Source organism: Acinetobacter sp. 197 (genome assembly GCF_048148385.1).
Lineage (GTDB): Bacteria > Pseudomonadota > Gammaproteobacteria > Pseudomonadales > Moraxellaceae > Acinetobacter > Acinetobacter pecorum.
In genome coordinates this window covers 478321-505253 of the sequence record NZ_JAYWZK010000001.1, presented here as the reverse complement: position 1 = coordinate 505253, position 26933 = coordinate 478321, and the positions used below count along the sequence as shown (strand labels likewise).

The 26933-nt window shown below is 42.4% G+C and carries 32 protein-coding genes; all 32 read right to left on the bottom strand.

The window, feature by feature from the left end; translation table 11 throughout:
* Positions 1-104: 104 nt before the first annotated feature.
* The 32 genes from VXQ11_RS02495 to VXQ11_RS02340 all read right to left on the bottom strand — a co-directional run bounded on the left by VXQ11_RS02495 (position 105) and on the right by VXQ11_RS02340 (position 25852).
* Positions 105-476 (bottom strand): hypothetical protein, encoded by a 372-nt coding sequence (locus VXQ11_RS02495; protein WP_416705329.1) that lies wholly within the window; start codon positions 474-476, stop codon positions 105-107.
* On the bottom strand, positions 477-1031 hold the full coding sequence (locus tag VXQ11_RS02490) for a glycoside hydrolase family protein (protein ID WP_416705328.1): 555 nt from the start codon (positions 1029-1031) through the stop codon (positions 477-479). It lies immediately after the preceding gene.
* Entirely contained in the window at positions 1015-1278 is a 264-nt protein-coding gene (locus VXQ11_RS02485) for a hypothetical protein (RefSeq protein WP_416705327.1), read from the bottom strand. Before VXQ11_RS02485 ends, VXQ11_RS02490 begins: the two co-directional genes overlap by 17 nt.
* Positions 1279-1337: 59 nt before the next feature.
* A complete protein-coding gene (locus VXQ11_RS02480; protein WP_416705326.1) occupies positions 1338-3827 on the bottom strand; it encodes a phage tail protein in 2490 nt (829 codons plus the stop codon).
* Position 3828: 1 nt separating this feature from the next.
* Positions 3829-4245, bottom strand: a complete 417-nt coding sequence (locus tag VXQ11_RS02475; RefSeq protein ID WP_416705325.1) for an NlpC/P60 family protein — start codon at positions 4243-4245, stop codon at positions 3829-3831.
* Between the two features lie 2 nt (positions 4246-4247).
* Positions 4248-6527 carry an SGNH/GDSL hydrolase family protein gene (locus tag VXQ11_RS02470; protein ID WP_416705324.1) on the bottom strand — a complete coding sequence of 760 codons (2280 nt, stop codon included), beginning with the start codon at positions 6525-6527 and terminating at the stop codon, positions 4248-4250.
* A gap of 60 nt (positions 6528-6587) precedes the next feature.
* Positions 6588-7445 carry a DUF2163 domain-containing protein gene (locus VXQ11_RS02465; protein ID WP_416705323.1) on the bottom strand — a complete coding sequence of 286 codons (858 nt, stop codon included), beginning with the start codon at positions 7443-7445 and terminating at the stop codon, positions 6588-6590.
* Positions 7442-8095, bottom strand: a complete 654-nt coding sequence (locus VXQ11_RS02460; RefSeq protein ID WP_416705322.1) for a DUF2460 domain-containing protein — start codon at positions 8093-8095, stop codon at positions 7442-7444. Before VXQ11_RS02460 ends, VXQ11_RS02465 begins: the two co-directional genes overlap by 4 nt.
* A gap of 11 nt (positions 8096-8106) precedes the next feature.
* The gene (locus VXQ11_RS02455) at positions 8107-11088 is read right to left on the bottom strand and encodes a phage tail protein (RefSeq protein WP_416705321.1); all 2982 of its coding nucleotides are present in this window, start codon (positions 11086-11088) and stop codon (positions 8107-8109) included.
* Positions 11089-11149: 61 nt separating this feature from the next.
* Positions 11150-11920 carry a hypothetical protein gene (locus tag VXQ11_RS02450; RefSeq protein WP_416705320.1) on the bottom strand — a complete coding sequence of 257 codons (771 nt, stop codon included), beginning with the start codon at positions 11918-11920 and terminating at the stop codon, positions 11150-11152.
* 42 nt (positions 11921-11962) lie between these two features.
* Positions 11963-12679 (bottom strand): hypothetical protein, encoded by a 717-nt coding sequence (locus tag VXQ11_RS02445; RefSeq protein WP_077670459.1) that lies wholly within the window; start codon positions 12677-12679, stop codon positions 11963-11965.
* A 74-nt stretch (positions 12680-12753) separates the two neighbouring features.
* Positions 12754-12990: a hypothetical protein gene (locus VXQ11_RS02440; protein WP_168387090.1), complete on the bottom strand. Its 237-nt coding sequence runs from the start codon at positions 12988-12990 to the stop codon at positions 12754-12756.
* A 26-nt stretch (positions 12991-13016) separates the two neighbouring features.
* Positions 13017-13337, bottom strand: coding sequence for a hypothetical protein (locus tag VXQ11_RS02435; RefSeq protein WP_104498830.1), 321 nt, complete (start codon positions 13335-13337; stop codon positions 13017-13019).
* A gap of 6 nt (positions 13338-13343) precedes the next feature.
* Positions 13344-14102, bottom strand: a complete 759-nt coding sequence (locus VXQ11_RS02430) for a hypothetical protein (RefSeq protein WP_034581961.1) — start codon at positions 14100-14102, stop codon at positions 13344-13346.
* A 60-nt stretch (positions 14103-14162) separates the two neighbouring features.
* Positions 14163-14603, bottom strand: coding sequence for a hypothetical protein (locus tag VXQ11_RS02425; protein ID WP_416705319.1), 441 nt, complete (start codon positions 14601-14603; stop codon positions 14163-14165).
* Positions 14596-15078: a hypothetical protein gene (locus VXQ11_RS02420; protein WP_138742964.1), complete on the bottom strand. Its 483-nt coding sequence runs from the start codon at positions 15076-15078 to the stop codon at positions 14596-14598. Before VXQ11_RS02420 ends, VXQ11_RS02425 begins: the two co-directional genes overlap by 8 nt.
* A gap of 7 nt (positions 15079-15085) precedes the next feature.
* On the bottom strand, positions 15086-15277 hold the full coding sequence (locus tag VXQ11_RS02415) for a hypothetical protein (RefSeq protein ID WP_416705318.1): 192 nt from the start codon (positions 15275-15277) through the stop codon (positions 15086-15088).
* A gap of 9 nt (positions 15278-15286) precedes the next feature.
* Positions 15287-15670, bottom strand: coding sequence for a DUF4054 domain-containing protein (locus VXQ11_RS02410; RefSeq protein ID WP_416705317.1), 384 nt, complete (start codon positions 15668-15670; stop codon positions 15287-15289).
* An 8-nt stretch (positions 15671-15678) separates the two neighbouring features.
* On the bottom strand, positions 15679-16065 hold the full coding sequence (locus VXQ11_RS02405) for a hypothetical protein (RefSeq protein WP_416705316.1): 387 nt from the start codon (positions 16063-16065) through the stop codon (positions 15679-15681).
* A gap of 13 nt (positions 16066-16078) precedes the next feature.
* Positions 16079-17074, bottom strand: coding sequence for a DUF2184 domain-containing protein (locus tag VXQ11_RS02400; protein ID WP_100357077.1), 996 nt, complete (start codon positions 17072-17074; stop codon positions 16079-16081).
* A 6-nt stretch (positions 17075-17080) separates the two neighbouring features.
* Positions 17081-17551, bottom strand: coding sequence for a hypothetical protein (locus VXQ11_RS02395; protein ID WP_416705315.1), 471 nt, complete (start codon positions 17549-17551; stop codon positions 17081-17083).
* A 14-nt stretch (positions 17552-17565) separates the two neighbouring features.
* A complete protein-coding gene (locus VXQ11_RS02390; protein ID WP_416705314.1) occupies positions 17566-18756 on the bottom strand; it encodes a DUF2213 domain-containing protein in 1191 nt (396 codons plus the stop codon).
* 3 nt (positions 18757-18759) lie between these two features.
* Positions 18760-19464 (bottom strand): hypothetical protein, encoded by a 705-nt coding sequence (locus tag VXQ11_RS02385; protein ID WP_416705313.1) that lies wholly within the window; start codon positions 19462-19464, stop codon positions 18760-18762.
* A 67-nt stretch (positions 19465-19531) separates the two neighbouring features.
* On the bottom strand, positions 19532-20263 hold the full coding sequence (locus VXQ11_RS02380; protein ID WP_416705312.1) for an SLATT domain-containing protein: 732 nt from the start codon (positions 20261-20263) through the stop codon (positions 19532-19534).
* Between the two features lie 50 nt (positions 20264-20313).
* Positions 20314-21123, bottom strand: coding sequence for a phage minor head protein (locus VXQ11_RS02375; protein ID WP_416705311.1), 810 nt, complete (start codon positions 21121-21123; stop codon positions 20314-20316).
* Complete coding sequence (locus VXQ11_RS02370) at positions 21098-22384, bottom strand: DUF1073 domain-containing protein (protein ID WP_416705341.1); 1287 nt, start codon at positions 22382-22384, stop codon at positions 21098-21100. Before VXQ11_RS02370 ends, VXQ11_RS02375 begins: the two co-directional genes overlap by 26 nt.
* An 80-nt stretch (positions 22385-22464) precedes the next feature.
* Entirely contained in the window at positions 22465-23991 is a 1527-nt protein-coding gene (gene terL, locus VXQ11_RS02365) for a phage terminase large subunit (RefSeq protein ID WP_416705310.1), read from the bottom strand.
* On the bottom strand, positions 23969-24442 hold the full coding sequence (locus VXQ11_RS02360) for a DUF2280 domain-containing protein (RefSeq protein ID WP_005266700.1): 474 nt from the start codon (positions 24440-24442) through the stop codon (positions 23969-23971). The genes terL and VXQ11_RS02360 overlap by 23 nt, the downstream gene beginning before the upstream one ends.
* Before the next feature lie 59 nt (positions 24443-24501).
* Positions 24502-25143, bottom strand: coding sequence for a putative metallopeptidase (locus VXQ11_RS02355; protein WP_416705309.1), 642 nt, complete (start codon positions 25141-25143; stop codon positions 24502-24504).
* Positions 25103-25540, bottom strand: a complete 438-nt coding sequence (locus VXQ11_RS02350) for a hypothetical protein (RefSeq protein WP_416705308.1) — start codon at positions 25538-25540, stop codon at positions 25103-25105. Before VXQ11_RS02350 ends, VXQ11_RS02355 begins: the two co-directional genes overlap by 41 nt.
* The gene (locus VXQ11_RS02345; RefSeq protein ID WP_416705307.1) at positions 25533-25706 is read right to left on the bottom strand and encodes a hypothetical protein; all 174 of its coding nucleotides are present in this window, start codon (positions 25704-25706) and stop codon (positions 25533-25535) included. Before VXQ11_RS02345 ends, VXQ11_RS02350 begins: the two co-directional genes overlap by 8 nt.
* 5 nt (positions 25707-25711) lie before the next feature.
* On the bottom strand, positions 25712-25852 hold the full coding sequence (locus VXQ11_RS02340) for a hypothetical protein (RefSeq protein ID WP_416705306.1): 141 nt from the start codon (positions 25850-25852) through the stop codon (positions 25712-25714).
* Positions 25853-26933 lie beyond the last annotated feature (1081 nt).

The following is a 26933-nucleotide window of genomic DNA, read 5'->3' as shown; positions in this document are numbered from 1 at the left end:
CATGACGGGCCTTACAGTCGTTATATTTGGCAACTACATCAATAGCCCAGACTAAAGCAATCTTACCCTGCCCTGATTCTAACTTTTGTAAATCAGGACATGGCTCAAGGAGGTTTGCTGGCACCACTGGCGATAAGTGAGTTGAGTTGCTGCAGGCCGTCATCATCAAAGCAATGGTTGAGATACACAGGACGATCAATGATCTTTTGCACTTCACGTGTAACTGTTTCGACCTGCACACGCTGTTCTGATCTTGTTGCTTCATAATCCGCACTCATCTGGTTAATTTGATTTTGTTTTTCAGTTAGAGCCTTGAGATGCTTCTGTTCAATTTCTTGAATTTTGGCTGTGCATTGCTCACTGGCTTTACGTAGCTTCCCGCTTAAGTGGTTGGTATAGACAATTTGCCCGAGCCATAAAACAAAAAAGACCGCAATTGCGATCCAGTATTTGTATTTCCAAAGTAGTAGTGGCATCTAGTTCACTCCCATGCATTTGTTATAGCGCTCAACTTGTCGAGTCCACACGCCATAACAATTGTTAGAACGGATTGAACAGTCACGTTTGGCTACATACTTCCATTTCAAAAGTGATTTACACGCCTGGATATATTCACGCGCTTTCAAATGGCGAAGCATTGAAGATCCAGACCAGGCACCAGTGCCGTACTGATAAGTGAAATCCAGATACAGATCATATTCAGGCTGTGAAATTGGAGTATTTAGAATGGTTTTATTGAACCGTTGTGCATCTTTATCCATGTGCAGTTTGAGATATTGAAGTGCAGTTTTGCGATCAATCGCCGGATCTGACAATTTGACGCGCACACCATTTGGATAAACGGTCGTACCGTGGCCAATGGTTGGCACGTCGCCTTTGACTGGAATAACCGGCTTAGGTGTGTAGCCTTCTTTTTGCGCTGTGGCCTGTACCTGCTCATCACTAGGACCAGTAATCATCTTTTGACCACCAACCCCCATAGCTAGAATCAATGATGATCCAATCACATAATATTTAGTCTTGTTTTGCATCCCATTGCCCTCGCAATTTAGCAATTTTCAGTTCATGTTCTTCTTGCTCACGTTGATCTTTACGTTTTTGAAATTGCTTGTTTGATAAGTAGTTTGCAAAACTAATCACAAGACCAGCCAAACCTATCAAAACACCAATTAAAAAACCCCAGTCCCAAGTAGCAAGCCAGGAAATAATTGTGATTCCAGTGCCTGCGGTGGTTGCTACCGGTCCCGAAGCATCTGCTATTTGTGTCGCGTTCGACATTGCGCCCCCTTAAAATCGGCAATAAAAAAGCACCCGAAGGTGCTTTATGGTTGAAAACTTTAACTATCAGCAGTTGCCTGTGTGATTCGTGATGAATAATTCCACGAGGTCGGCTTCCACACGTCCCGCGCAGCAACACGCACATAATATGTGGTCGTTGATTGCAAGCCAGTAATCGTGCAAGCATTTTCAATACCGGTCCAACGTGCTTCTGTTGAATCAGGATCAAAATTAGCATTGGTACTGATCCATACCTGGTAATCTTTCAGATCCGGTACTTCACTTGGAATCCAAGTCACTGTGATCGAATCTGCAGTGGCAGAGGTGTACACATTCAACAATTGTGGTGGCACCGGATTACTGATATTCAGCTCAGCATAAGTGCTGACAATCGAGCCGTTCTTACTTGCAACACGAACTGTATAAGCACGCTGAACACCGTCAATCTTGGCTTCATCCATACTGTAACTGTAATCAGTATTTGTCGTTTCAACTTCACGTAGCAATACACCACCTGACATGATTTGAACGATATACCCTGTGGCACCAGCTGCACTTTGCCATTGAACCTTAAAGCTTGTACCTTCAAAGGCTGACTGAAGGGATAGACCTTTTACGCCAGATGGACGGCTGCCAGTAATGGTGTGACTATAAGCTGCTACCTCATCCAGAGTCTGTTCTTTTTGCTGCAATCCATTGAAGCTGGTGAACTTCAGATAAATCTGCTTTCCAACCATATTTTCATTGTAATCATGGCTAAAAATAGCACGATCAATACGAACAAATGATTCACCTGAATTATGCGGCCCTGCATCATCAAAACGTCCACGAATCAGGTCACTCAATGTATACAGCCCAGATCCATTCAATGTGGCCTCAACATAGTTAATATATTCGTCACCGACTCTACATAGAGTTGCATCAACTTCAGCATCTTCAACCGTACCACTGAACATCTGGCTGGATGTATTCAACTGGATCTGCATCTCGGTATCATCTGCATCAATCGCTGAAACCAGGGCACCATATCGAGCAGACCCATAGATCGTACCAACCATTTCATAAGTTGTATTATCCAGGCTGACCCAGACATTACAGCCGCCCCAATTAATTCCACCTGATACCGCTACCCAAATTTGATTCTTAACCCCTGTCAAATCTAATGGTGGTTCAAAAATATTCGGTGCATTCACGTTTCCTGGTTCTTCATTTCCACCTTGATACCCATTCGATGATTGAAGATCATATTCAACTGCAGAGCGAGATCCAACAGCCAGTTCTTCAGCCGTAATCGAGAGCATTCCGTCTTCATCTTCTTCAACCCGGGTGATCCGAACTGGAAACTGATTTAAGCCTAGTGATTCATCTGTGATCGTCACAATGTCCATCGGCTCTAAACGGCAGTACTTCCAGCCTAATTCGAACTCATATTCATTACGGACATAAAGTTTTCGCTGCAATAGCAACTGCACTGCATGGCGGGCAATTTTAGGTTCACAGAAAAAATCATGCTTGACCGGATCTTGTGTACGCAAACCAAACATTTCAATATTTGCCTGGTCTTTAGCTTCCACCGTTTCAGTATTGTATTGATTAAAGCGGTTTACATATTCAATCTGGCAATGATTGTATGCATCTGTATCTCGGCTGCGACGTACCCGAACTGGCTGATCTTCACCTAGAAAATCGTCATCAGTAAGGTGATAAACCGGCTCCAGATCAGGTACGAACGTTACCCCATTTCCACTGACGACACTGTCACCATAAGACCGGATCTTCAAACCGTCTGGACTAGGTACCACGGCACAATTCACCGCTTCAACAATTTCATTGATGATTTCGAATGCTTCACGCTGTTCTGTCAAAGCAGGACTGATCAACAAATTGGTTGCTGTACAGTAAGTCCGAAATTCAGATAAATCTGCCATTTGCAGACTGGGTGATGCGCCATATCGTGGATTGGTAATGAAGTCTTCAATTACATCTGCAGGATTGGCATCATGAATCGTATCTGAGAACGTAATATGGCTGATCACTTCAAAATTGTGATTTGATAAACTCGCACTGCCACCCAGATCATAATTGGCACATGCTACATAACCGAGAAATGGATAGTGCAATGCCTGGTCAGGATGCTTTGATGGGAGATAGCCCCAAACAGGATTATGATCACCATCAAATAATTCAAACCCTAGCTGATCAATGGGTTTAAGTTGAATACCACCTTCCGTTTTAGGAACAATCTGTTCTTTGTCACGCCAGATAATCCCAATGTCTTTGATTTTGTTTTCACAAAGTCCAAGCATGAAAGATGCACTATACGTATAAGTGGTGTTTTTGGTTTTTACACCACCCCCTTTACCACCTTGTTTTGTAGTTGTCGTATGGGCGGTGGCTGTAAAATCTCCGTACCAAAACATATTGGCCGCAACACGGTTTTTGCCATAAACCAGTGGCTGACAAAGACCATATGCAGATTGCTGAATGCGCATTGAATTGATACGTTTGTCAGATGTGCTGACCGTACCACCACCAAAAACACCGCCCATTTTATAATCCTCTTAAACGATAAAACCCGGCAATTCGCCGGGCTAAACTTCCTTTGGTTCCATCTTGGAGGATGACCCCCTGATGGATATATGAGTGGATGATCGTAGGCCACTCAATGACAATTGCAGCATGACTGATGCACTTGCCAAAATGATAGAGAACAATATCACCAGGCTGAGGATCGTTTACCTGCTCACAAAATTTCTGAATGTGTTCAAGATATCGCTGACCCATCTGATGCATGTGCCAATCAGGTGGGTATGGGCCTGGATCGTAATGGTCAATTAGCCCGACTGCTTCATAGACCTCACAAAGCAACGTTGCACAATCAACTCCAACACCTTTGACACGACCTTGATGATGGTAGGGTGTGCCGAGCCATGTCATAGCTTCCGCAACGGCTTCAACGTTTTTCATATTTAGGCACTCAGAATTTGATTAATAATATGGTCCGCAATTACCTCATATCCATCATCGTTTGGATGCAGGGTGTCACTTAAAAAAAGCATACCCTTGGCCTTTAGTTTCGATGTTTCCTCAAAGAGGTTGATGTGTGACAGGTTCTTGAGTTTTGATATACCGCCAAGCGCATAACTCAAGTCCGCGATCCTAAATAAACGCCCAGTTGAAGGATCTTCACTTTGCGTTACAGCAGGTGGGGACATAATAATCAATTGCCCTTTAGGGGACGCAAGTTCAATTTGATCAATTAATGTTAAATACTGCTCCTTGAAGGAACCTATCTTTTTTGTGTTATGTCTGTCATTCGTACCCAACATCATGAACACATAATTGTCAGCAATACTGACGCGCTCTGAAATTAAATTCCCTACAATCCATGTGTTTGTATTCGTCCCCGAAATCGCTTTATTGATCACTGTAACCTTACGCGATGCTGTTATTGAAACAATTCTCAGGTATACAAACTTGTTCTGCACATTATTTGAAATTCGGATTTTTTTTGAACCTTCAGCCAACCCTGAAATAAGAGTGGAAAAACCAAAGGCTGCGGATTCGTTATATACACTAAAACTTGTATGCAGTACATCATCTACATAAACATCAATCATCGACTCTGTAGGGCTTCCGTGACTAAACTTCGCATGATTAATTGTGAACTCAGTTCCATTGAAATCGAATTCCATTTCGTTTGGTATGTCTGCAGTATTTAGCGGACTATGTAGGTCAACAAAACTACCCTCGGGCGATGATGCCAAAATTCCGACCAAAGCATCCATTTCTTCTAACGAATAAACTTTGCCACTGTTACTTTTGAAAGTGTAGTTATGCAACTCTGAAGCAATAACACTTTTTCCGTCAGCAAGGTAGTAAGCCTCACCATCTAAGGCAATCGTATCATCACCGATACGGGCGCTTGTACAAAATGCGGTTCCGAGATAATTACGGAGCAAGTTAGCCCATGATTTAGTTGTTGCTGGACCGTGAGTAGCGCTCTCCCCAGCGCCTGTGCCGCCGCCGTTACCAGTTGCCCCCATTCCGTATGTAATCGAATCACCTATCAGTTTTATTTGAACCGACTGAATTGGGTTGCGCAGATCTCTTAATAAATTAGATAGTTGCTGTGGCTCTTTTAGACTCTCTGCAATTTTCTCTACGGCCTGCTCTACGGTTTCATTAACTTGTTGAGTAGATACAGAAGGATAGGAGTAAAGACTCGGGTCAATAATATATGTATAAGAGCTGTTGTTAGGTAGCTCAGAATATAGATCGCCCGTCGGAGTTTTATTGGTATCAACTGTAATCGAAAATACTAGATCGCCATCTCGGACTATGAAGGTTTTAATCCCAGTGTTCGGTACAATCGGAAATACAACACGAATATCCCTTTCGAATGTTTCTTGCGTATCAAATCTATCGCGATTAAGTATGCCTATAACCCAGCGATTAGGCGTAGTGGCGTGATTTGGATTGCTAATCTGTTGGATACGATAATACTTTGATGGATCTGCACCAGTGACGCTTACATTTAAAATGTATGGCTTTAAATAGTTTTCATGCATTTCAGTGACATTACTTTGCTCAATATTATTTCGCTTCAATGACGAAAACGGATAAAGTACAGTGCTATTTTTAGTAAGTGAACTATAATTATCTATATCTGATTTTTTAACGGCTGAGAAAATATAGCAGCTTGGGTCAATAATATAAGTGTATGAGCTATTGTCAGATGTGAAAGAATAAAAATCACTATTTGGTAGTTTGTTTGTGTCAACTGTCACAATGATAGTGACATCACCATCAACAACACTGAAAGTTTGAATCCCCGTATTTTTCACAATCGGAAATACTACTGAAATTGTTTTCTCAGACGTTTCAGCAGTGTCAAAACTAGTTCGATTTAAAACCTCAAAAACCCAACGATTTGCTAATGTGGCATGATTTGGATTACTAATCTGTTGGATACGATAATACTTTGATGGATCTGCACCATTGACAGATATGCTTAGAATATATGGTTTTAAGTAGCTTTCATGTGATGCGGAAACATTGCTTTGTTCAATATTATTTCGCTTTAAAGTAGAAAATGGATAAAGAACAGTACTGTTTTTAGTAAGTGAGCTTAGCTGATTCAAATATTCTGACGAAGCAACACTTCCTGCCATTTCAGCAAGCATTTCACGCACTTCAGAATGCTTTTTCGATTTATTGCGAAAATCGGCTGGTGATGGAATTGGCATAATCTCTACCCCATAAAAAAACCCAGCTCAATGGCTGGGTATGGATTAATACAAATTTAGTTAAACGGCTGTTTCAGGTACAGGTATAAATGGTGCACCACGGAAACGAGCAAAATTGTTAAAACGGTTTTGACAGGTTTCTAATCGCTTATCACATCCCGGATAAACTTTAATGCGCTGTCCCGCCTGCGGTGCTTCCAGCAATGGCAAAGTCAATAACAAAGCACCCGATTCATGCATGCGAATGGTCCGTTTCAGACCAGCATTGCCACCGTCCAAGAACTCAATTACACCCTGAGTAAACCAACCTTGAGGCTGATTCACCTGGCATAAAATTCGTGCTGCAGTACTGCCCGATTCAATCGTTGTTTGCACCATAAAGTTTTGACGCAATAGACCGCATGCACTGTCAAATAACGTATTGGTACAGCTTGGCTGATATAGGTTTCTTGGCATTTGCACGTTCAATTCGTCCAGATCTGACGCGACACTGGCTTGAATTGAATTACGATCTAAGTCAGGCTCAATGATTCGACCTTCAAAAAGCTTGATGGCCCCGGCACTGGTATCCGTTGGTGTATTCATGTCCATAAATATGCGCTCCAACTTAAATCGAGCACCATCTAATTGGCCATTATGGAATGCCTGAACAACGTTGATGCCGTTCCATTTATTATCGTCAATGCAATCAATATTGATCGATAAATTATCGACTTCAATGCCGAGTGAAAGACTGATTCCATCACGGCTGATGATTGGACCTTCTGAGCTATAAACCTGACCTGCAACCACCAGGTCAAAGTCATAATTCGTGTATCGAAAAACATCGCCCTGTACCGTTGTAATGGTATAGAGATCTGCCATCACAAACTGATCAGCATCAAGCAATGCAATTAATCTTGGAGAAGCTGCTCTCATACTTTATTTCCTAATGAACCGATCATATCGACCTTGTTGGCTTTCCATAATTTGCTCATGAAATTGGTGTATTGCTGTTCATCATCGGCAAATCGGCAACGGTAGTAATACGTACCCTTTACTTCAAATTTAATGCCCTGTTCCAATGGTTTTGAAAGCGTGACCATGCCTGACTTGGTGACTTGAGCTGTTGTGTCATCCCAGAACAGATCATCGTCGTTATCACTCCAAAATTGCTGATTGTCGTTTTCATTCCAAAACGTTGGATCAACTTGAAAAGTTGTCTCAGCCTTTGTATGAGCCAAAGGAATCACGGATGTATGCATCTGCTTATACAACTGGAAACTTGTCGTACTACCATCACCACTATAAGAACACGTGTAATCGCAATCCTCAGGCATTTTGAAAAGAAAGGAATCAAAAGCACCACGGCGCTCTAAAAAGAAACTTTCGAGCTGCTGTAGTTCATTCTTTCCTTTTGATTCACGTAAAAAAGCAAATGACATTGATATTCCATATTTTGGAACGGCCTGGTAACTTGCTCGAAGCTCCCTACCGTTCGCTGAAGTCATAATTTTGGTATTAAAAATGGGAGTCTTTGATAACTCCCATTCAAGACCTGGCAATTCAGGAAATAATACGTCTGACACAAATAACCTCCTTAGGTACCGAAATTACGACGATGGCCTTTCAATCCACTCGCTAATTCACGACCATGCTTTTCAAAGAAACGTTTAACATCACGCGAATCAAAAGCTTGAACAGTGAAATGATTCGTTGTTTGCTGACTAGGAGCTTGAGGCGTGCTGAATCCGCCATCAGATGTCAATGACTTCCCTAACGCACGAATCGTATTAGCATGCTGTTTAGGCAAGACCATTTCCTCTTCATGCAATTGAGTCATTGGATTTACGCCAGCAGGAATATCGTAACCTCCTCGAGCAGATGCTACTTTACCCACGATTGCAGATACACCGGCAAAAGCAGCAATACCTGCTGCCACACCCAATGCAGGACCAACGATAGGAATAGCTGATAAAGCTGCCCAGGCTGCGGCCATGGCTTCCCACGCAGACATCATGATTGACTTAATGGTACCCATCAGTTTGATGCCCAGACGTGTAAACACACCGGTAGCTGTTGCCGCTGTCTTCATACTCTCACCAGCCACGACAGCACCAGTTTGGGCAGTTTGACCTGCAACTTCAGCAGCAGTTTCAGTTTTGATAAAACCTAGCTTAATGGCCATACGAGTAGCTAGGCTGGCTACGTATTTCTTTAATGGTTCACTGATCATGCTTTGAATGAATGCCCCAGCCAGTTCTGTGAAAATGGCATTCATGGCGTTTTTCCACGTCAAGGTACCATTCATCATAGACTGAATGCCTTTGTCCCATAGTCCAGACATACGTGACGTCAAACCACCAAACTTATCTTCAAAGTCTTTCATTTGAGCATCTGAAAGAACTCCTACTTGCTTAGTATCGGAAACCTTTTGATCAGTATCCAAATCAGAAATATTGTTCATAATCTGATTCTGATTGCCTTGTTTCCCTGAGATACCAGACATTTGGTTTTCAAGTGCAAGTCGATCCTCAAGCCCTCTGCGTTTAATTTCACGCAATTTGTCTTCTAACTCTTTTTCAAGCCGTGCTTTTTGAACATTTGAAATCTTTTTAGCATCAAATTCAGCTTGGATATTAGCTTTATCTATTTCATAGGAACGCTGCGCAATGAGTAGATCATTTTCAATGAGTTGCTCTTTGAGTTTTTTAATATCCTCAAATTCCTTAACACGCAAAGCAATTGTTTTATCGCTTGCCTCTTTTTCAGCGACAATTCTAAATTTTACTTTCTCAGCATCTGTGACTTTTGATTTCTCGATATCAGACAAAGCTTTCTTAAGATCTAGAGCAATCTTTTCTTCCTCTGTCGCAAACTTGTATCGGATATCAGCAAGTGCTTTAGCAGCTTGCTCAGCAGCTCTTTCCTTTGCTTTTTCATCAGCATCAGATTTAGCTTTTGCCGAACTTCCTTTAGAGTCTTTGACCCCTGTGCCAATACCTTTACCCGGGTTAAATGTCGGTGATGGTGTAGGCGGTGGTGCAGAACCAACTACAGTAGGATTTTTTAAGAACAGATTTTGAAGTCTTTGCCCACCTGTTGTTGCAGAATTGACAATAGCTGAACCTGCTGTACCCCAAGCATTAGCTGTGTTGCTTACACCAGCATTCCAACTTGTTTTTAGGTTGTTTAGACGTGACTGCATCTGACCTGTATAGCGATCAGTAATTGAACCTAATTGTGATAAACCACTTTCCCATGATGCTTTGGCAGCTGAGAAGTTAAAGTTCAAAACATTGCTGACAACATTGCCAAAGGTCTGAAACTTGATGGACAAGACATCAAGACCGTATTGAATCGTATCTCGGAATCCTCCAAATACATTCATTACAGTGTTCATTGAAATATTAATTGCTTGGCACACTGTAGCAACGACCGCACGAATAGCAGCAAAAGCAATTTCAATACTAACTTTCAGACCAACTGCCACAGCTGCGAATCCATTCATCGCACCAGCGACTAGATCCATAAACCCTACTTGTTGAATCGCTCCATCACCAATATCAGCTGTTAAATCACTCCAAATCCCACTGATCGTACTAAATAGACTTTGAACAATATCAAGAAGGCTTTCGAATGTTGTGATTATCGCCGTGACTGCACTATCAATACCCTCTCTGGATCTTGATGCAAAACCAAGGAAATCATTTGCTAGATTTGTTAGTGCTGGTGCTGCTTGAGCAGCCAGTCTTGTGAATACGCCGTCTATAGTTTGCTGAATTGTACTTAACGCATTATTGAATTCCTTAGTCTTCGCAATTGCATCCTGATCCATAATCAAGCCAAGCTCATGCGCTTGATTTGAATATTGTTTCAACTTCTCAGCGTTATTCTCAAGCAATGGTGCCAATAGTGTTGCATCATTAGCGATTGACTCCATGTAAAAAGTCATCTCAGCTTGGGATACGTTCGCTTTCTCTAACGTTTGATAATACTTTTCAAGAATTTGTGGACCAGTAAGACCTTGGAACTCTTTGGCAGTCACCCCCACTTTTGGTGCAATTTTTTCGAAGAAATCAGCCATTTCTCCACCACCAGTTTGCATGAAGTCACCAAACTTATCATTCACATCTTTCATGATGTCAGATAGTTTGTCCTGTTCAACCATGACTGATTTAGAGGCAAATGCCCACTCTTGGAATTCTTTTGTGGTTGTATTAGCCAAGCGTGCTTGAATTTCCAATTCTTTAGATGCTCGACCAACTTCAGACGTTAATGACGCCAATCCAATAACTGCTGTCCCAACAGAAGCCGCTATACCAACACCGATCGCGGCAAAACTTTTAGTCAGATTTCCTGAAATTGATTTGCCAATATCCTCAAACCTATTGTTGATATTCTTGGATATGTCATCCAAACCAGTTTTAATGCTTGAGAAATCCAGCTTAAATTTTACTTTATTCCCTGTATCCTCAATCCGTTTGGCACCGTCGCTAACGATCTTTTCAGCATCATTCATGCCTTTCTTAAGTTCGGAAGTCTTCGCACCAACGTGCACTTCCACTCGATTGTTGCTCATAATTCCTTTCTCTCAGGCATAAAAAAACCGCCGTGAGGCGGTTTGAAATTGATGGATATGCTTAGCGTTTAACACCCAAATATAAAACAGCATTCTGTCGACTGCTTGTTTCAGCTACTGCATACAATGTCTTGTTTGCTAAATCATAATAAGCTACACCTTTAACTTCTTGTCTAACTAAATAGCAAGGTGAACCACCAAAAACTAAATTGATTGAATAATAAGGCGCATCAGGTACAGCAACAGCACTACCAGAATAATTACAACCACTTTGACCAGTTCCCGAAACAGCTCCAGTATTTGAGATTGTTAAACCTGCACCTTCAATGCCTTGCACAATAGCCGATGTACCGCTATAGGTTCCCGCAATAGTAGAAAGATCCGCATTCGTATTATTTGCCTGGGCATCATAAACCGTATTAAAAGAAACTTGGCTAGATGACGAATAAGATATCGTCCCATTTAAACTTTTCTTAGCATCCACTGTTCCATTTAGGGTTGTGTCATATATAGTAGAGCCACCAAAATAGAAATCTTTACCATTAGTTGCTTTCACAGTATTTCCTGAAACCGTAAAATTACCAGTAATAAATCCGGTTACACCACTTCTATAGGGTGGTGTATATAAAAACCAAAACTTTTTATTTTTATCAACCAATCCAACTACATCCTGACCTTGGTTTGTAGTACCTGTATACACCCCTAAAGTTTCAGCATTAACTACTGGATCCTTTCCCCCATCGTCTACACCATGGTATGAATCACCATCACTACCGCCACCACAAGCCGTTAATGCACAGGCAATGAAACTTATCCCTAATACTTTTTTCATGGTTATTCCAGATAATAAAATTTGTAAATTAAAAAATAGAAATTAATCTTGCTCTGAATGCTTTAATTCAATTTTAGTTCCATCTGTGAACATTATAACTGATGGTTTAAACTCAAATTTAATTTTATCTAAATCCGTATTCAATAGCTTGGTATCTTCTGCCATGAATTCGTTATAGTCCGTACTTCCTTCATACTTGGCAATTGATTTCGCTTTAACACCATCATCGTATGAAAGAGTTAAATTTTTAATAGGGTCACCAAACATATCTTTAAAAGATATTATCCCTTTAAATCCTGCAATATCTTTATCACTATGATTTTCAAAAGCTAGTTGGAATTCGATATCAGTAATTTTATCAATATATTCATAACGAGCATGCCCAGACTTGGAAACAATTGCTGCTGTAAGAATTCCATCCATTTGTTTTTTGACAGCTGCATTTTCAGCTTCAATCTTTGCTTTTAATTCAGCCTGAGCTTTTTCCTTAGCATCTTTGTCTTCAAGCCATTTTTGTTGTTCTTTAATAGCATCACCAACTGTGGTTCCAGGTTCGATACCATCTCCACCAAAAGCTGCACCCATTCCCTTACGCATCAAGAACTGAGTAAGCAATTTTTTATCTTCTTCATTTAGTTTTTCAATTTGTGGTTTTAGCTCTTCCCATTTTTCAGGATCTGTAGGAATTTGAGCTGATTTTGGATTGCTACATCCAACTAAAAAAAGACTAATTACCCCTGCCATTAAAATATTTTTCATAAAAACTCAGTTGATTGTTATATAAGTCACACAAACTTTAACCAACTCAAGTATATAAATCAATCAGGGCAGCCTTAACCACCCTGAGGAAAGTTCTGCAGATCCGCAAACAAATCATCTTCATCATCGGTTTGCGGATCATCTGAACCTGTACTGTCATCAATCCCCATAAATGCCTCAAGGATCCGACACAGACGCTGAATGCCAACATGGCTGGGAGGACACTGCTTGTGATACGCATTCAATGCTTTGACTCTTGGGAAATCCAATTCATTACGCACATAGTCGTAATCCTTGCCTAGAGTTAGCACCAAATGCGTGTACAGCTCCTCCCAGTCTATTCCCCCGAATCAGTTGCCTGCTCGTCTTCACCTGTATAAACCAGACCAGAAGCCCCCATGACCGTCTCAAATACGGCGTTCACGTGGCCAATATCAAGCAGTTCATCAGCAATGTATTCACGGGTAATTTCAGGATAGTTACGCTTCAATGAGCTATGTGCAACATCTGCCACTAAAGCAAAGTCACTTGGATCAAAAGTTTTAAGCTTTGGCATCAGCTTTTCAGCAGCACCTAAGGACAACGGCGCAAAAATCCAAATCTGGCCATTAATTTTAAGCGGGTTACCACGTGGGTTTTCGACCTGGTTAAATTGCATCTGGTATTACTCCGAAGTAGTCCATTTGAAGACACGGCCTAAATCATCGGCCATTGGCTGGAATTCAAACTCAGGTAGATCGTAATCATCCTGTTTTGAACTGAATGCCAATTTATTGCTAACACAGCGGAAGAACTCCATGCCAAAGAACTTGCCCTTGTAGTCACGGAATAGATCAACACTGAATTCAGGTGTATAGCCCATATCCAAGTTGCTTACGACACCTGACTTGGCACCTGCCACCGTCGCTGTGTATTTAAAGCTGATAAATACCGTTTTACCTACATCAGCAGTTGCGAAGGTATAAACACCTGCTTCAGACACACTGTACTGACCTGCAACTGGTGCACTCGCTACACGCTTTAATGGAATCGCTTTTGCATCAGTCACGCCTAAATCTTTCACGAATGTGCCGCTGTTCGGAACGACTGGTGTTACTGAGGCTGCAACGACTTCACCATTGATGGTTTGTGCGACTGCAGTAATACCACCTTCAGTGACCACGCCACCAAAGAAAATAGAATTCAGCAATGCGCCGTTGATGCGACCCATGGTTGCTTTACACTTAATCGAACCTTTACCGCGTGCGGCATCCACGGCGAACTGACCACGGCCATAGAGTTCTTTTAAGTCATAGCTGATATCAACTGACGTTGACTGCAGTACGCCCACTTCAACGGGTGTGCCATTGGTGATTGGATTACCGTGCACATCCTGTAATGGTGTGGCAAAGATTTTACCGGCACCAAATAAATATTGAGCCATATCGACCTCTTAAAAATGAGAAAACCGCCGTATTGGCGGTCATGGAGTTTATGAATTGCTTTAGGTGGTGGTGAGGATTCGAATCGGAATAATGGCAATCCCTTGGTCATCGAGCATGTTTTCAACTGCTTCAAAAACTTCGATCGTACCCTCGATCCAGCAATGCTCGACCAATCCCCCTAAGGTTTGGTATTCACATATATCAGGATTGTCCGGTACAAGTTTGGCACGTACTTGATCAATCATCTGATTCAGCTGTACCGACGGCGGTATCGTTGGATCATCTTCATGAATGTAGATATACACTTCCGCTTCAAGTTCAACTTTGGCATCCAAGCCTTTCACAGGCACTTCAGTTTGATTACCTTGCGTCACGAATAATGCTGGACGCTCTTCAGGTGCAACATGATTGAAATGCTTTAAACGGCGACTTGTGGTTTTAATCCCCTCGATGCCTGACAAGCGATTAAACAATGCCTGGTAAATGGCTTCACTATTCACTGCTTAATCCCCTTTCAATTGCAGCATCAATATTCTTCGGCACAATCTTCGCCACTTCATCCAATGAATCACGCATAAAACGGCGCTCTTTCATATCCACTTTACGTGAATGGGCTTTAATCATGATTTGACGTGGTGTGATCGGCTGACCAAAGACTTTCTTGATCATCCGAAGATGCGCCTTAATGGCCATCGCACCTTTAAGCCCAAATTCATGCGCAAAGGCATACGGTACCAAAGCACCACCTGCACCGACTGTGCCCTCGATCCAGTCCTTATCCTCTTCCACTTTAGATGAAACGGATCCTCTTAAACGCCCAGACTGCACATTCAAACGCTGACCTGTCAGCATGTCTTCTTGAATGGTGCGCTGAAGTTTAAGTGTGAGTGCATTTACCGTGCGCCGTATTTCAGCACGTACACGTTCATTGACCTCGTTAAAATCAACATCAGCATCAACACGGTAATCACTCATACATCACCTACTTTGCAGCAGTTTCCTTTTTAGGTTCTGCTTTGGTTTCAGGTACCGCACGTGTAAAACCATGTGGTGCCAAGATGTGTGCAATGTCGTTATCCGACTCGATCACACCGTCTTTAACCTTGTATGTGGTACCTGCAATTTCAAGCGAAGTCGCTTTAAAATTTTCAGGCGCTTTATACTTAAATGACATGCCTTGCTCCTAAACAACGAAAGCACCAACACCCAAACGATTGAGATTGGTACCATCATTGCCAATTGGAATTGAATTTTTTAATGCCAAGTAACGCTGACCATAAATGCTTTGGTTGTAAAACGCATCGGTACCAGAACGCGAAAAGCTCACGCTCTGACCTGCAATGGTCATACTCGACGCATCTGAAAAGCTGTTACCTGACTTTGATTTGAGTGCAACCTTGAGAATATGTGCTGCATATAGACCCACAGCACGTTCTTTCAGATCACCAAATTCAAGTGACTTCACAACGAGATCCGCTTCCTCTAATGCGTCTGCAATTTCTGCATCGGGTAGATTCATCAGCGCCGTGTCGTACTTAAACTTCAACTTAAAAGCTTGTGGGTCCATAGCTCACCTTATTCAGTGGCTTGAGCAAGTTTTTCTTGCAGCTGCTCAAGGGTTTCATCTTCAGCAAAGGTGATTTCAAGATCAGTCAGCGCTTTACGCACATCATCAATCGTGAGCTCAGCAGTTTTGGATTCATCCTTGCCTTTACCTTCATCAGTTTTACCTGATTGAGCACCTTTACCACGACCCGAAGCAGGTTTTGAATCACCCACTTCTGCAACTTCTTCGACAGCCAGTTCACCTGCATCAATTAGATGCTTGGCAAACTTATTCTTTTGAAGTGCTTTGTGGTGATTGGCTTCAACTACTACGGCGATACCTTTAGGTAAAGTCACCAGGCCTGCAAAAACAAAAGCGGCATTAGAGCCGCTGTATGTGTATGAATATTTAGCCATGAGGTTTTAATCCTTATGCATGGTCAAGGTAACGAAGTGAATCAACACGCTTCAGCCAAACACCTTGGTATTTGTAGTGGCCTGGCACAAGTACATCCAGGCCTTTCGGTTGCGCCGTCAAGAACTCAACGCTGTTGCCTTTGAACTGGATACATGATGGATCACGGCGATAGATGATCGAACGGTCAGCACTTGCGGTACCCTTACCATTACCACGGCCAGATCCACGGATGGCTAATGGTTTGCCTTGAGTTGAGAAGATATTGTTTTCTTCAATGTACTTCAGAAATGTTTTACCACCTGAATCTGGCACGACACGTGTCGATAAGTGAGTGTACTGCGCTGATGCCATTAAGTAAGTGTCAGGCTCAATTGAAGAATCACCATCAAACAAATCTGACGAATCAGCCAATGAGTTATTGAAGTCGGATAAAACCTCTTCAATGGTCGCCGTAGCCCAATCATGCTGACCTGTCACGATGGTCACACCTGTTTGGTTTAAGAAGCCATTCACTTTTTCAAGCTGTCCACTGGCATTCGCTTTGGTGTAACCGTACCAAGCCACATTCGACATGTGCTTTTCAGCCGCCAAGTTTGCAGCCTGAACTTTATCCGCTTCAAGCGTGAGGTTCATTTGCTGTGCAGTCGCCAATTCAACGACTGAATATTGGTAGCCAATCACACCCACTTTCACCGGCAGGCTCACGGTGTCGTATTCAACTTCTGCAAGTGGAATATCATCACCGGTACCAGCATAGTCTTCACCAATACCCACACCTTTTTTACGAGACAGGATTTCACCACCACCATAAACCGCATTTACATTGGTCACTGGGATGAACTTGGCGTAGTCAAGGACCTGTGCAAGCTGTGGTGTAATTTCGTTTTGTTCTTCGATCTTTACGAAGAGCTGTGCCAATGCATCCATGTTGAACGCATCGCCAACTTGTGCCTGAATGGCATGTGAAATCGGCGTTAAACGCGCTTTCATTTTTGCTAATTTGCTCATGTGTTATTAAGCTCCACGAAGATTAAGAAGGGCTAAACCATCGGCACCTGTCACGGTTTCCCATGCTGCACCTGGTAATACTGTTCCGTCAGTTGCTGAGCTCGACAAAGAACCCAACGGCACTGCTGTGGTACCGTTTGCAGTTTTTACGTATACCGCAGCAGTAATGTCAGTGATTGGCGCTGTAGGCTTGACCCAAATTGCACCTTCAAACATCACAGGCAACATATCAGCCGCTTTATAGGCTTCTTTACCAGCCGCCGTTTTGCCTGTCTTACCAACGCCGTGGCGTACCACCACACCAAAACGTGTAGGTGTAGCACCTGCCACAGCCGTTACAGATTTGCCATCAGTCGTGCGGACAACCACATCACCGTCATTGACTAAAGTCAGACCTGAAAGCGGTAATGACAGTACAACTTCTTTGGCAGTTAAACGGCCACGTTGACCGACTACCGCATTTAATTGCTGAACCATGATTCAAGTTCCCCTTAAATTGTTTTGTATGCAGCAGACTTGTCATAACCCTTATTTTCTTTAGGGTCCTGATTATTGTTTTGCTGTTGTTGCTGTTGCTGTTGATGTAATGCATCACCGACGGCATTGCCTGGTGTGGTCGACTTCACTGCTGACAGTGCACGGAAGACCGTGTCGATCTGCTCAGGTTTAGCATCACCGACAGCGACACCACCCAGTACAGCGGTCACCAATGTGTCACCTGCTTTGGCTGCAATCACATCACGTTTGATTTGCTCACATGAACAGCCTTCAGTTTTGATACTTGGTACCAATGCAACGGCGTCCGCAATCACTGACGCACGTTCAGCCACGACCTGATCAAGTTTTTCAGGTGTGATTTGGTCTTTCTCAAGATCACCGACTTTTTGCTTCAGTTCTGCATTTTCAGTCTGCAAGGTATCAACCACTGCTTGTACAGCTGGCAATTCATCACCGATAGCAAATTGTTTATCACCGACTTTGAGTTTTGCTGCTTTTAAGTTTTCAAGCTGGTCTTCTTGTTGCTTTACAGCATCAGCTAGCGCTTGGTTGTCACCAATCTCAAAGCGAATACCGTTTACTTTAATTTCCATCTTTTTCCCCTTTGGGTTTGGTTTATGGTCACCGACGCGACAATCACCGCCACAGCGACCGTATTTCACCAGCGCCACGTGATTGCCTTTAAAATTGATAAATTTGGCTTGATACGGCGTACCATCTGGCGCCGTGCCTTGTTCAAGGATAAGATCAGCCGCATAGCCCAATGAGATCTCGACGCGCTCATTGTTTTGGATTAAACCGATACTGTTTTGATCTTTAATGATTAGATCACCGACCAAGAAATCACCCTCTTGGCGTACGTTGAAGCATTCGCCAATGTGGTATTCCTTCCAGTTGGAAGCATTGATCTCATTCTTAGGTGGGTGATAGTCCGTTGTGTCTACGCCGTCGAATCCTTTAATGACTTCTGGCTTAAATAAGTCCTCAGCTGCCACATAGACGTTGATGACCTGATCCGCTGAATAGCCTTCTAAATTTGGAAATTCATAAGCGTAGTACTGACGGACTTGAGGTGCTTTAGCCAAGCGTACATTGATGCATTTCAGATACCCTTCCTGAGTAAATGAGCGTGTACTTTCGCTTGGTGCAAAGTCACCAATTTTGAGTTGGTAAATGAGTTTCATGAGTTAATGACTCAGCTTTTGTAAGATTCCGCATAAAAGAAGTGCACAAGCTACGATTGCCGCCATGTGTAAAAAGCACAATCCAAACAATCCTGAGTCATTATTTGGCTCAGATGCTCCAATTTTTTCCAATGGTGGAGGTGGCACAAATTCAGGTTTAGGCTCAGGCTGTTTTACTGAATTTTGGGTATTAAAAAAGAGCCCATCGGCTCTTAAGTTTTCCGCTGATTCGGCACTCTGTAATTGTTGGAACGATTCATCAAACCCCAAGGCTTCATGCTCCACATAGCCACCACGTCCACGCCGTTTTGAATAAAGTGGTTTGCGCAATAGATCTGTTTCCATGTTGCTACTGAAATCAGGATAAATTTGGCAGTCTGGGTAACCGCTTTGCATCACGTCCCAATCACTCACCTGCTCAGGCTTTTCTTTCTTTTTAGAAAGTGCCTTCGATAAAGCTGCTTTACCTTCATCTGTTGCCAGATATTCAGTTACGGGTTTCAACGATTCATTCAATTGAGCACACCATCGGCCAAAAGCTTCACCAGCCTGTTTCATTACATCCTTCCATGCATCAAGATTGATGATGACTGAGTAATCCCCTTGTGGATGCGCCGTATCAAATCCTACGTGCGCATAACCTTTGTTTTTGTTTTGAGCTTCCAAACGGCGATAAAAACGCTCCTTGGAAAATTTCTTTTTACGCATGACATCACCTTTCTGTGGGCAATAAAAAACCCACCGAAGTGGGTTGCAATAGCTATTAATTTGATAATTATTTCAATGTAGTCATTTTACCAACAATATTTACAGTCACAGGAAGATTCTCCTTATCCGTACTCTCATGATAAAAATATGATCCCAGCATACAACTTATAATTGAAATTTCTAGAATTACAATTAAGCAAGAAGGAATATATATCCAAAATGTTTTAGGTTTTTTTGGATGAATACTCTTTTTTTGCTCTTCTTCAGATAATTCACTAATTCTCTTGATCTCATAATCATAAAAGGCTTGCTTATAATCAACATCATCATGATTTTCAAAACCATCTAATACTTTCCGATATTCATCCATGTATTTTTCAAGACTTGGCTTTTCATTTTTCTGCTGGACATCCACCAAATGAACCTTCAATTCATCTATGATTTTTTTAATCCTATCACCACATTGCAAAAATTCTTTACTACGAACCTGAAAGTTAGCCGTAGCTATTGCAGTTGAGTACACTAATACGCAAACAGCAAGAAATACTTGAATAATCGTAAGCGTTACACTTGAAAAGATCTTATTTATCTCTGCAAGATCCAACAAAGGGATTAATATCAACCCTAATGATGCAATCGTAGTGGTTATAAAGCATATATCGTTTATATGCTTCAGTCTCTTCGCAGCTTTAAATCTAGCGTCAGTGGTAATACTCATTGTTCTCAAATATTTTTTTGCAATATCTTGATAAGGAGTAAATTGATTAGTTGAAGAATTATTTGGATTTATGTTTTGCATTTTAATTAATAAATAAAATTAATTATTAATCATATAATTAAAGCCTTAAATTAATCAATCAAAATATCCTCATAGTTTGGCAACGCCGTGCATCGGCATCGCACTGGTTGACCTGGATGACCTCCGCTTGGTGGATCATCCCATCGGAATGTTTCACCATGTTTTTTCTCATGATCTGGTCGCACACGCTCATCTTTTGCTGACTGCCATACATAAGTTTCAACACCCATGGATTCCTGACGCTTCTTATTGATAGCACCGTTGATCTTGCCCATCTGATCAGAAGCAATTAAGCGTGCACGAAAGTCCGTACTATGACCGAGCTTTTTAATTTCCTGTGCCAGTTGCTCGTTGGTCTGCCCTGTTTGCAAGGCATTCATCACCAAGGCTTCAAGCTTGTCGGTGTACTGACTTGGAATTGATTTAATCAAAGATACGTTTGCAGCAATCTGATTATCGATTTCATCCTGGATATCAGCACCACGGAAAAACGGCGTAAGGTCCACACCAAGAATGGTCTTGGTATGACTGGCAATCTGCTTATTCACTTCCTTGCTGGTATCCATGACCACCTTAGTGGCCAAAGATACCGACACTTCCATGGTGTACTTCACCATCTTTTCACGTAACGCCATGAATAGATCCGTCACCCAGCTATCACCAATATTTTGCCCCACCGTAGGTAAAACAAAATCCTTGGTTTGTTCCTGGCAATATTTGGATATTTCCAAAAGCTGACGTGTATAGAACAGCTCAACACGGCGATTGACCTTGACTGCCTTGGGCTTTGCCTTACGACCTTTTTTGCGTTTCTTGATCTGCTGAAGCTGAGGCTTAAGGATCTGTATGATCGTCGTCATTGGCTGTCACCATAGTTTCCAGCAATTTAATGTGATCTTCACCAATCACAGAGTAAACGCCGTCGATATTAAGCTGACGTGCGATCTGTGGCTCAGTAATGATGCCCATATTGAGATACTTTTCATCACGCTCAGCATTGGCTTTTTCCACCTCTGCACGGACTTTCGCATCCAATTGCCAAAGCGGATTAAATACGACATTCAGCTCAGGTATTTGACGCCCAAATGTAGACTGACAGATCACGGCGAGAAACTTCATCAAGATCGGCTTGAGGTCCCATTCCTGCTTAGTGGCAATCGAGTCGTAATAATTACGAGTGTCATGCTCACCGGTTGCATTCATGCCCGCAGGTGATTGTCCAAATAGAATCGTATAGGGAATATCTGCCGCACCCGCCGTCTGTACCGAGAATTCACGCATCATGTCAGGCAAGCCTGCGAAGTTATACGTTTTTGAATCGTACTTTTCCTCAGCATCTAACACGATCATGCCATTAATGCTCTTCATAAAGCCCACGGACATAAATCGCTCCATCACGCCTTTCATGTCCTCTTTGATCTTATCGACCAGGTTAGGCGTTTGAATCACATCAATCTTCGATTCATGAATCAGGCTGGCAGATCCGCGCTTCACACTGGCATGGTCAAGCAGATCCTCATAGACTTCTTGCAAGATGCTTTGTGGCTCTTCATTCACTACATCGGCATGAGCAATACGAATCAAGCGAGTATGGTGAATGCGCTTTTTCGCCTCATTCCCCATTTTCATCTCGTAAAATTCAGGCTGTTTCAGTAGTCCACAACATGCCGACGGCGGTAAATAACTGTTTTTATCCGCCGTGATATATTTCTTTTTCACGACCGTAAAGAACTCCAAACGCCCTTGACCGAGTTTAGAAATATCTAAAGGTTGATCTAAGGCAGCACCGTCAGCAGTTCCAAGCAGGATATATACAACGCCGTAGAGGCGCGAAAGGATTAAGCCTGATAAAAGCACCTGATTTAAATGAAATGCCTTACACGCTTCTTCAAGGCGTTTTAAATCATCGCCTTGAATGCCTTCATAGAACCAACCAGCACGAAGCATGTCTGAAGCAGGACGATTGACAATACGGCGTGCGAGCCAGTTCTGGTACACCGCTTCAAGCTGATCATCGTCAATGTCTTTCCGTACGAACTTACCATGCGAAGCCTTGTCACGCTCGGTACCAATATTCGATACCAAGTTTGTATATGCGCCAGCATCACCAATGGCATTCATTGCCTGTTTTACTGCATCAGCTACAAGCGTTTTAATTTTACCGCCTGTATCCGACTTTTTATCTTTAGCCATAAATACCTCTAATCAAATACAGTCGGCTTTTTCGCAAGAGAATCACTAATCGCATCAATCGTTGGATCCCATTGGTCATCATGCTCATGGGTGAAATCAGCTTTTAAGCCCTCAATTTCTTCAATGTAGTTCAGCAACCATGGCGCACTTACAGGCAGAACAACACGACGATCCTCGACATAGAACACTACGTCCATGGTTCGGGTCAGTTTGTCTGTATCACGCTGAATCGCCTTGATGGGCAATGTAGTTTCACGAGAGATGTTCTGAATCAGCATCGTGCCTGATGCTTTGTCCTCGATGGCCATGTACCGAAGCTTGCCAATCTTGGTATTGCTTTCCTTGTGCTTATTGATGAAAGCCTTGGCTTCCTTAATCAGCTCAGGTGCTTCCCATTTACCACGGCGCACGTCAATAATGTACAGCCGGTTGTCATACCCAAGGCCTGCACATAAGAACACTGAGTAGTCGTTATGTTCTTTAATCTTCTGTGCTGTATCTGCCCAGATCGCACGCCATTTCAATACCGGTAATTCAAGATAACGATCAAACCATTCAGCCTTAACAAGATCCCCGCCAAGTTTTTTTGGTGCCTGCTGGTACTGACTGCTGAATGTATAGCGAGACACTGTAGCGCCGTCTTTGTCTTGGCCACCTTTCTCTAGCTGCAGTAACGACAGCAATGACTCTTTTAATGGCCAGTAGCTTTGACGGCCTTTTTCATCACGCTCCACATCTTGCGGCACTTTCTTCCGAATATGCTCTGGCAAGGCATTGATGTATTCATCATCAATCAGGGCCGGTATCGAAATCTGATGCCAATTGCCCGGGACGTTACCCGTCATCACAAAGTTAGTCGGATCCTCAACGTGTAAACGCTGCATGATCAGAATAATTGGTGTGGAGGACTTGGCCTTACGTGAGTTGACCGTGTTCAGAATCTTACGATTTGCTTTGTTACGTGCCGTCTTACTGAATGCATCCTCAGGCTTGAGCGGATCGTCCAGGATAATCGCACCGGTAAATCCAGCATCTGCCAAAGTACCTGCACGGCGACCTGTGACCTGACCACCCATCGAAGCGGAATAAACATGCCCCGCTTCATAGCCATCTACAGTCGTTTTCCAGCTTGCCTTAGCATCGGTACTGGTCGAGATCTTAACTGGCCATAAGCCCTGAAAATCGACCGATTTCACGATGTTTCGCGCCGTGGATGACACATCCTCTACAAGTGACTGCGAGAATGACAAATATAAGAATCGTGAACGCTGGTTTCGGGCGATACCACGTGCAATCAGATTAGTCAGTAATTCAGTCTTACCTGAACCAGGTGGAACGTTAATAACTAGGTTTTCAATTCGACCGGCAATGACTTCATCAATTGCCCAGGCAATGTATTCATGGTGCCAATTGACCGAGAACTTGAAGCCCATTCGTGGCAGAAAAAAACGGCGCGTAAAGAATAAATGTTCTTTCTCGCACCGCTCCTGCTCGATCTGCATTTCCAGCAAGCTAGTATTTACTTTCGAGTTCATCCATCACCTGCCTTACCAATTCTTTTGAGGCAGTTACATAGGTTGTATTTTCGTTCTGCAATGGACCACCATCTGGACCAGTTATTTCCTGCTTGGTTGTACGTGCGTCCGTTTCCTGATAAGCCAATTTCAACAGATTCTGTTTGGATACTTTGTTCTTTCCAGCATCCTCATACATTTTCTGAATTTCTTTCAGCCGAAATGCCTGGTTAGCAATCGGGATATCAAAAATGTTCTTTCGAAAATCCTCACGTGTCTTATCAAACAGATCCTTTAATTTCTTACTGAGATTGCGGCCTGCATACTTGGTCGGGTCGTAATTTTCACACTGCCGACGATCAATTTCGATGTTAAATCTTTGCATGACAGCATCTGCTACTTGTTGAGGTGTTTCAAAGCAAGCAAGAGACTGAACTATAAAGATTTTTACAGGCTCTTTTAGTGCCGCCATAATTACCCCTTTGTCATGCTACGTCATGCAAGATAGACAAAAAAAAGAGCCTTTCAGCTCTAACCAATCACACAGTTACCACAACACGCAGCCATACTTTTTTCAGATACAAACGGCGCATTCTTGGCAATTTCTAGAAGTCTTTTAACAGACTCATCAGCACCCCATCGTTTTGTTTCACCAAAGAACACTTCAACATCATGGCCAGCCAGGTAATGCTTAGGCAGTCCGGTCATATCGCTATAAATGATTTCACCATCTTCATCACGTTCTACACCGATGTGATAAAGCTCATGCTCAATCAGGCGACAAAACTCACGATCTGAGGCTTGCTCACAGAAAGCAGCATCCACAGTAATCAAGTATTGAGGCACAAAGCCGAACCAATCCCGCATCTGTTGTTCCTGACGTACTTTCTTCCAGCCACCCTGGTTAAACATGACCTTTTCACATTGACCCAACACCATACGTTTTTTCGCTACGGCGGCAGATGAAGCCCAGGCGAATGCAAGGAATTCTTCATTGTCATGCAGTAGCTCGGCAATATGGTCATGATCCGGGTTATGTAATTCACCACCTAAAGTAAGCCAGTTATTCATGACCCATTCTTTAAGCTCTGGCGCAGGTGCCAAGCGAATGGCTTCCTCTTCCTCAGCCTGATCAATCAGCTCCGTCGGTGGGAATGGTCTGAACTGTTCCATCTTCTAATCTCTTTAATTGACCTTGAATCCATCGAATCGCATACCCTGATTCAATTTGATGTGGCTCAAGACGCTCAATTCTGTAACCCATATCTTCAGCTAAATCATATTTATTAAATGCGTTTGCGATCTTCCTTCCACCACGGCCAACAGACCATGGACTTCCAGCGATTTCAATAAGAAGCCTCAGCTTTACAATATGAAAATCGAATCGCCAGTTTTTAGTATGTTCAAATTGAAATTTGCGCTCATAGCCAATCAGGTGTTCTTCCAATTCTTGAAATAGGGTTTCCTCAGCTTCTAGATATTTTTCTTTAGCCTTAGGCAAAGGCTTGGTGCGTGATTTCTTTTTAGGTGGGATTTTTTGAGTAAAAAGTTTATAGGACTTCTCATCCATACAAAGCCACACGCAAATTCTTAATGCGCTCTTTAAGTCGAATCATCACATTATCAATTGCGACTAATTCGCTGTGTCTTAAGCCTACACGACTGAGGTTCTGATACTTAGACAGCTCAGCACTGCAAAATTCTAAGTCTTGTTTAGCTTGTACTTTGTCTGTCATAAGTGTCACCAGTCCTGTTCTTCTTCATCGAGCTTCTTCACTTCAGTGCATTTATAAGTTTTTTCACCAACAAAAAAGCCGCCTAAGCGCTCACACTCATTTGCCACGTAGATATGCGTATACCAACTGCAAATAACCCACGCCACGATAAAACCAAGTAAGAATTGCCACACATTCACCACCAATAAGAAAAGAAAAACCCCTCAACATCTAGAATGCGAGGGGCTTTGTTTGCCGTAATACGTTCGGCGATTTTGAGAAATTACTTAATAACAGCGCGTCCAGTAGCTTGATTGACAGATGGAAAGTCATAAAATCGATACTTTTCTGCAAGTAAAATAAACTGATGCGCCAATACAGTTAGAGTGTTCACTAAGCCGCTAATGAATTGTAAGAATGGGTCTGAATCTTGATTTACCTGAATTGATATATTGATTGACATTTAAAGTCATCCATAAAGTTGAGTTATTGATCTTTTATAACCCACCAAACCTAAGGAAACAAGTACCAGGAATAATCTAAGTTATTGATTAAATAACACAAAATAACACATGACAACACTTTTGGCGCTTATTCAACTTCTTTCAAGCAATTCCGACACACCTTGATTTCTTCATCATCAACCGTGTAATCGATCTCGGTCACACCATGTAAACCAAATAAGCAGAATATAAATTGGAGCATACTTTTCTCCAGACAAAAAAATACCTCCTTTATAGGGAAAGGAGGCAGAAACTTAATAGAAACTACAGCCATAGAATCTGGCCCGAATTATATACATAATAATATTATATACAAGGCTTATTAAAATCTTGGTAAGACAGCCCTCTTCGCGGGGCCAGACGCTACTCACAATCACACACACCTAACATGCACGGTCTGCTTTACTTGCTTTCAATCCTCTTTAGGTCGGGGCGCTACTCCCTAGTCTGGATTCCCGAAGGAAGTTTACTCGATGGCATGTTCCACTGGTCAGCACTCCAGTAGGCTGAGGTCGCCTTTTTACAGGCAATAAAAAGCCCACTTACTCGTCAAATAAGTGGGCCAGTGCTGTAGTCACTTTCTTCGTATTGCATCTTCTTCTTATCGCAAAAACAATATAGCACCGAAGCTTTGATTAGAAAGTATAGAGAATATTAAGAAAATGTTTTCAAATGTTGAGCTTAAGTTAATTTTCTTTTCAGATAATAAATTCTATGCATTAAAAAAGCCCACCATTTGGCGAGC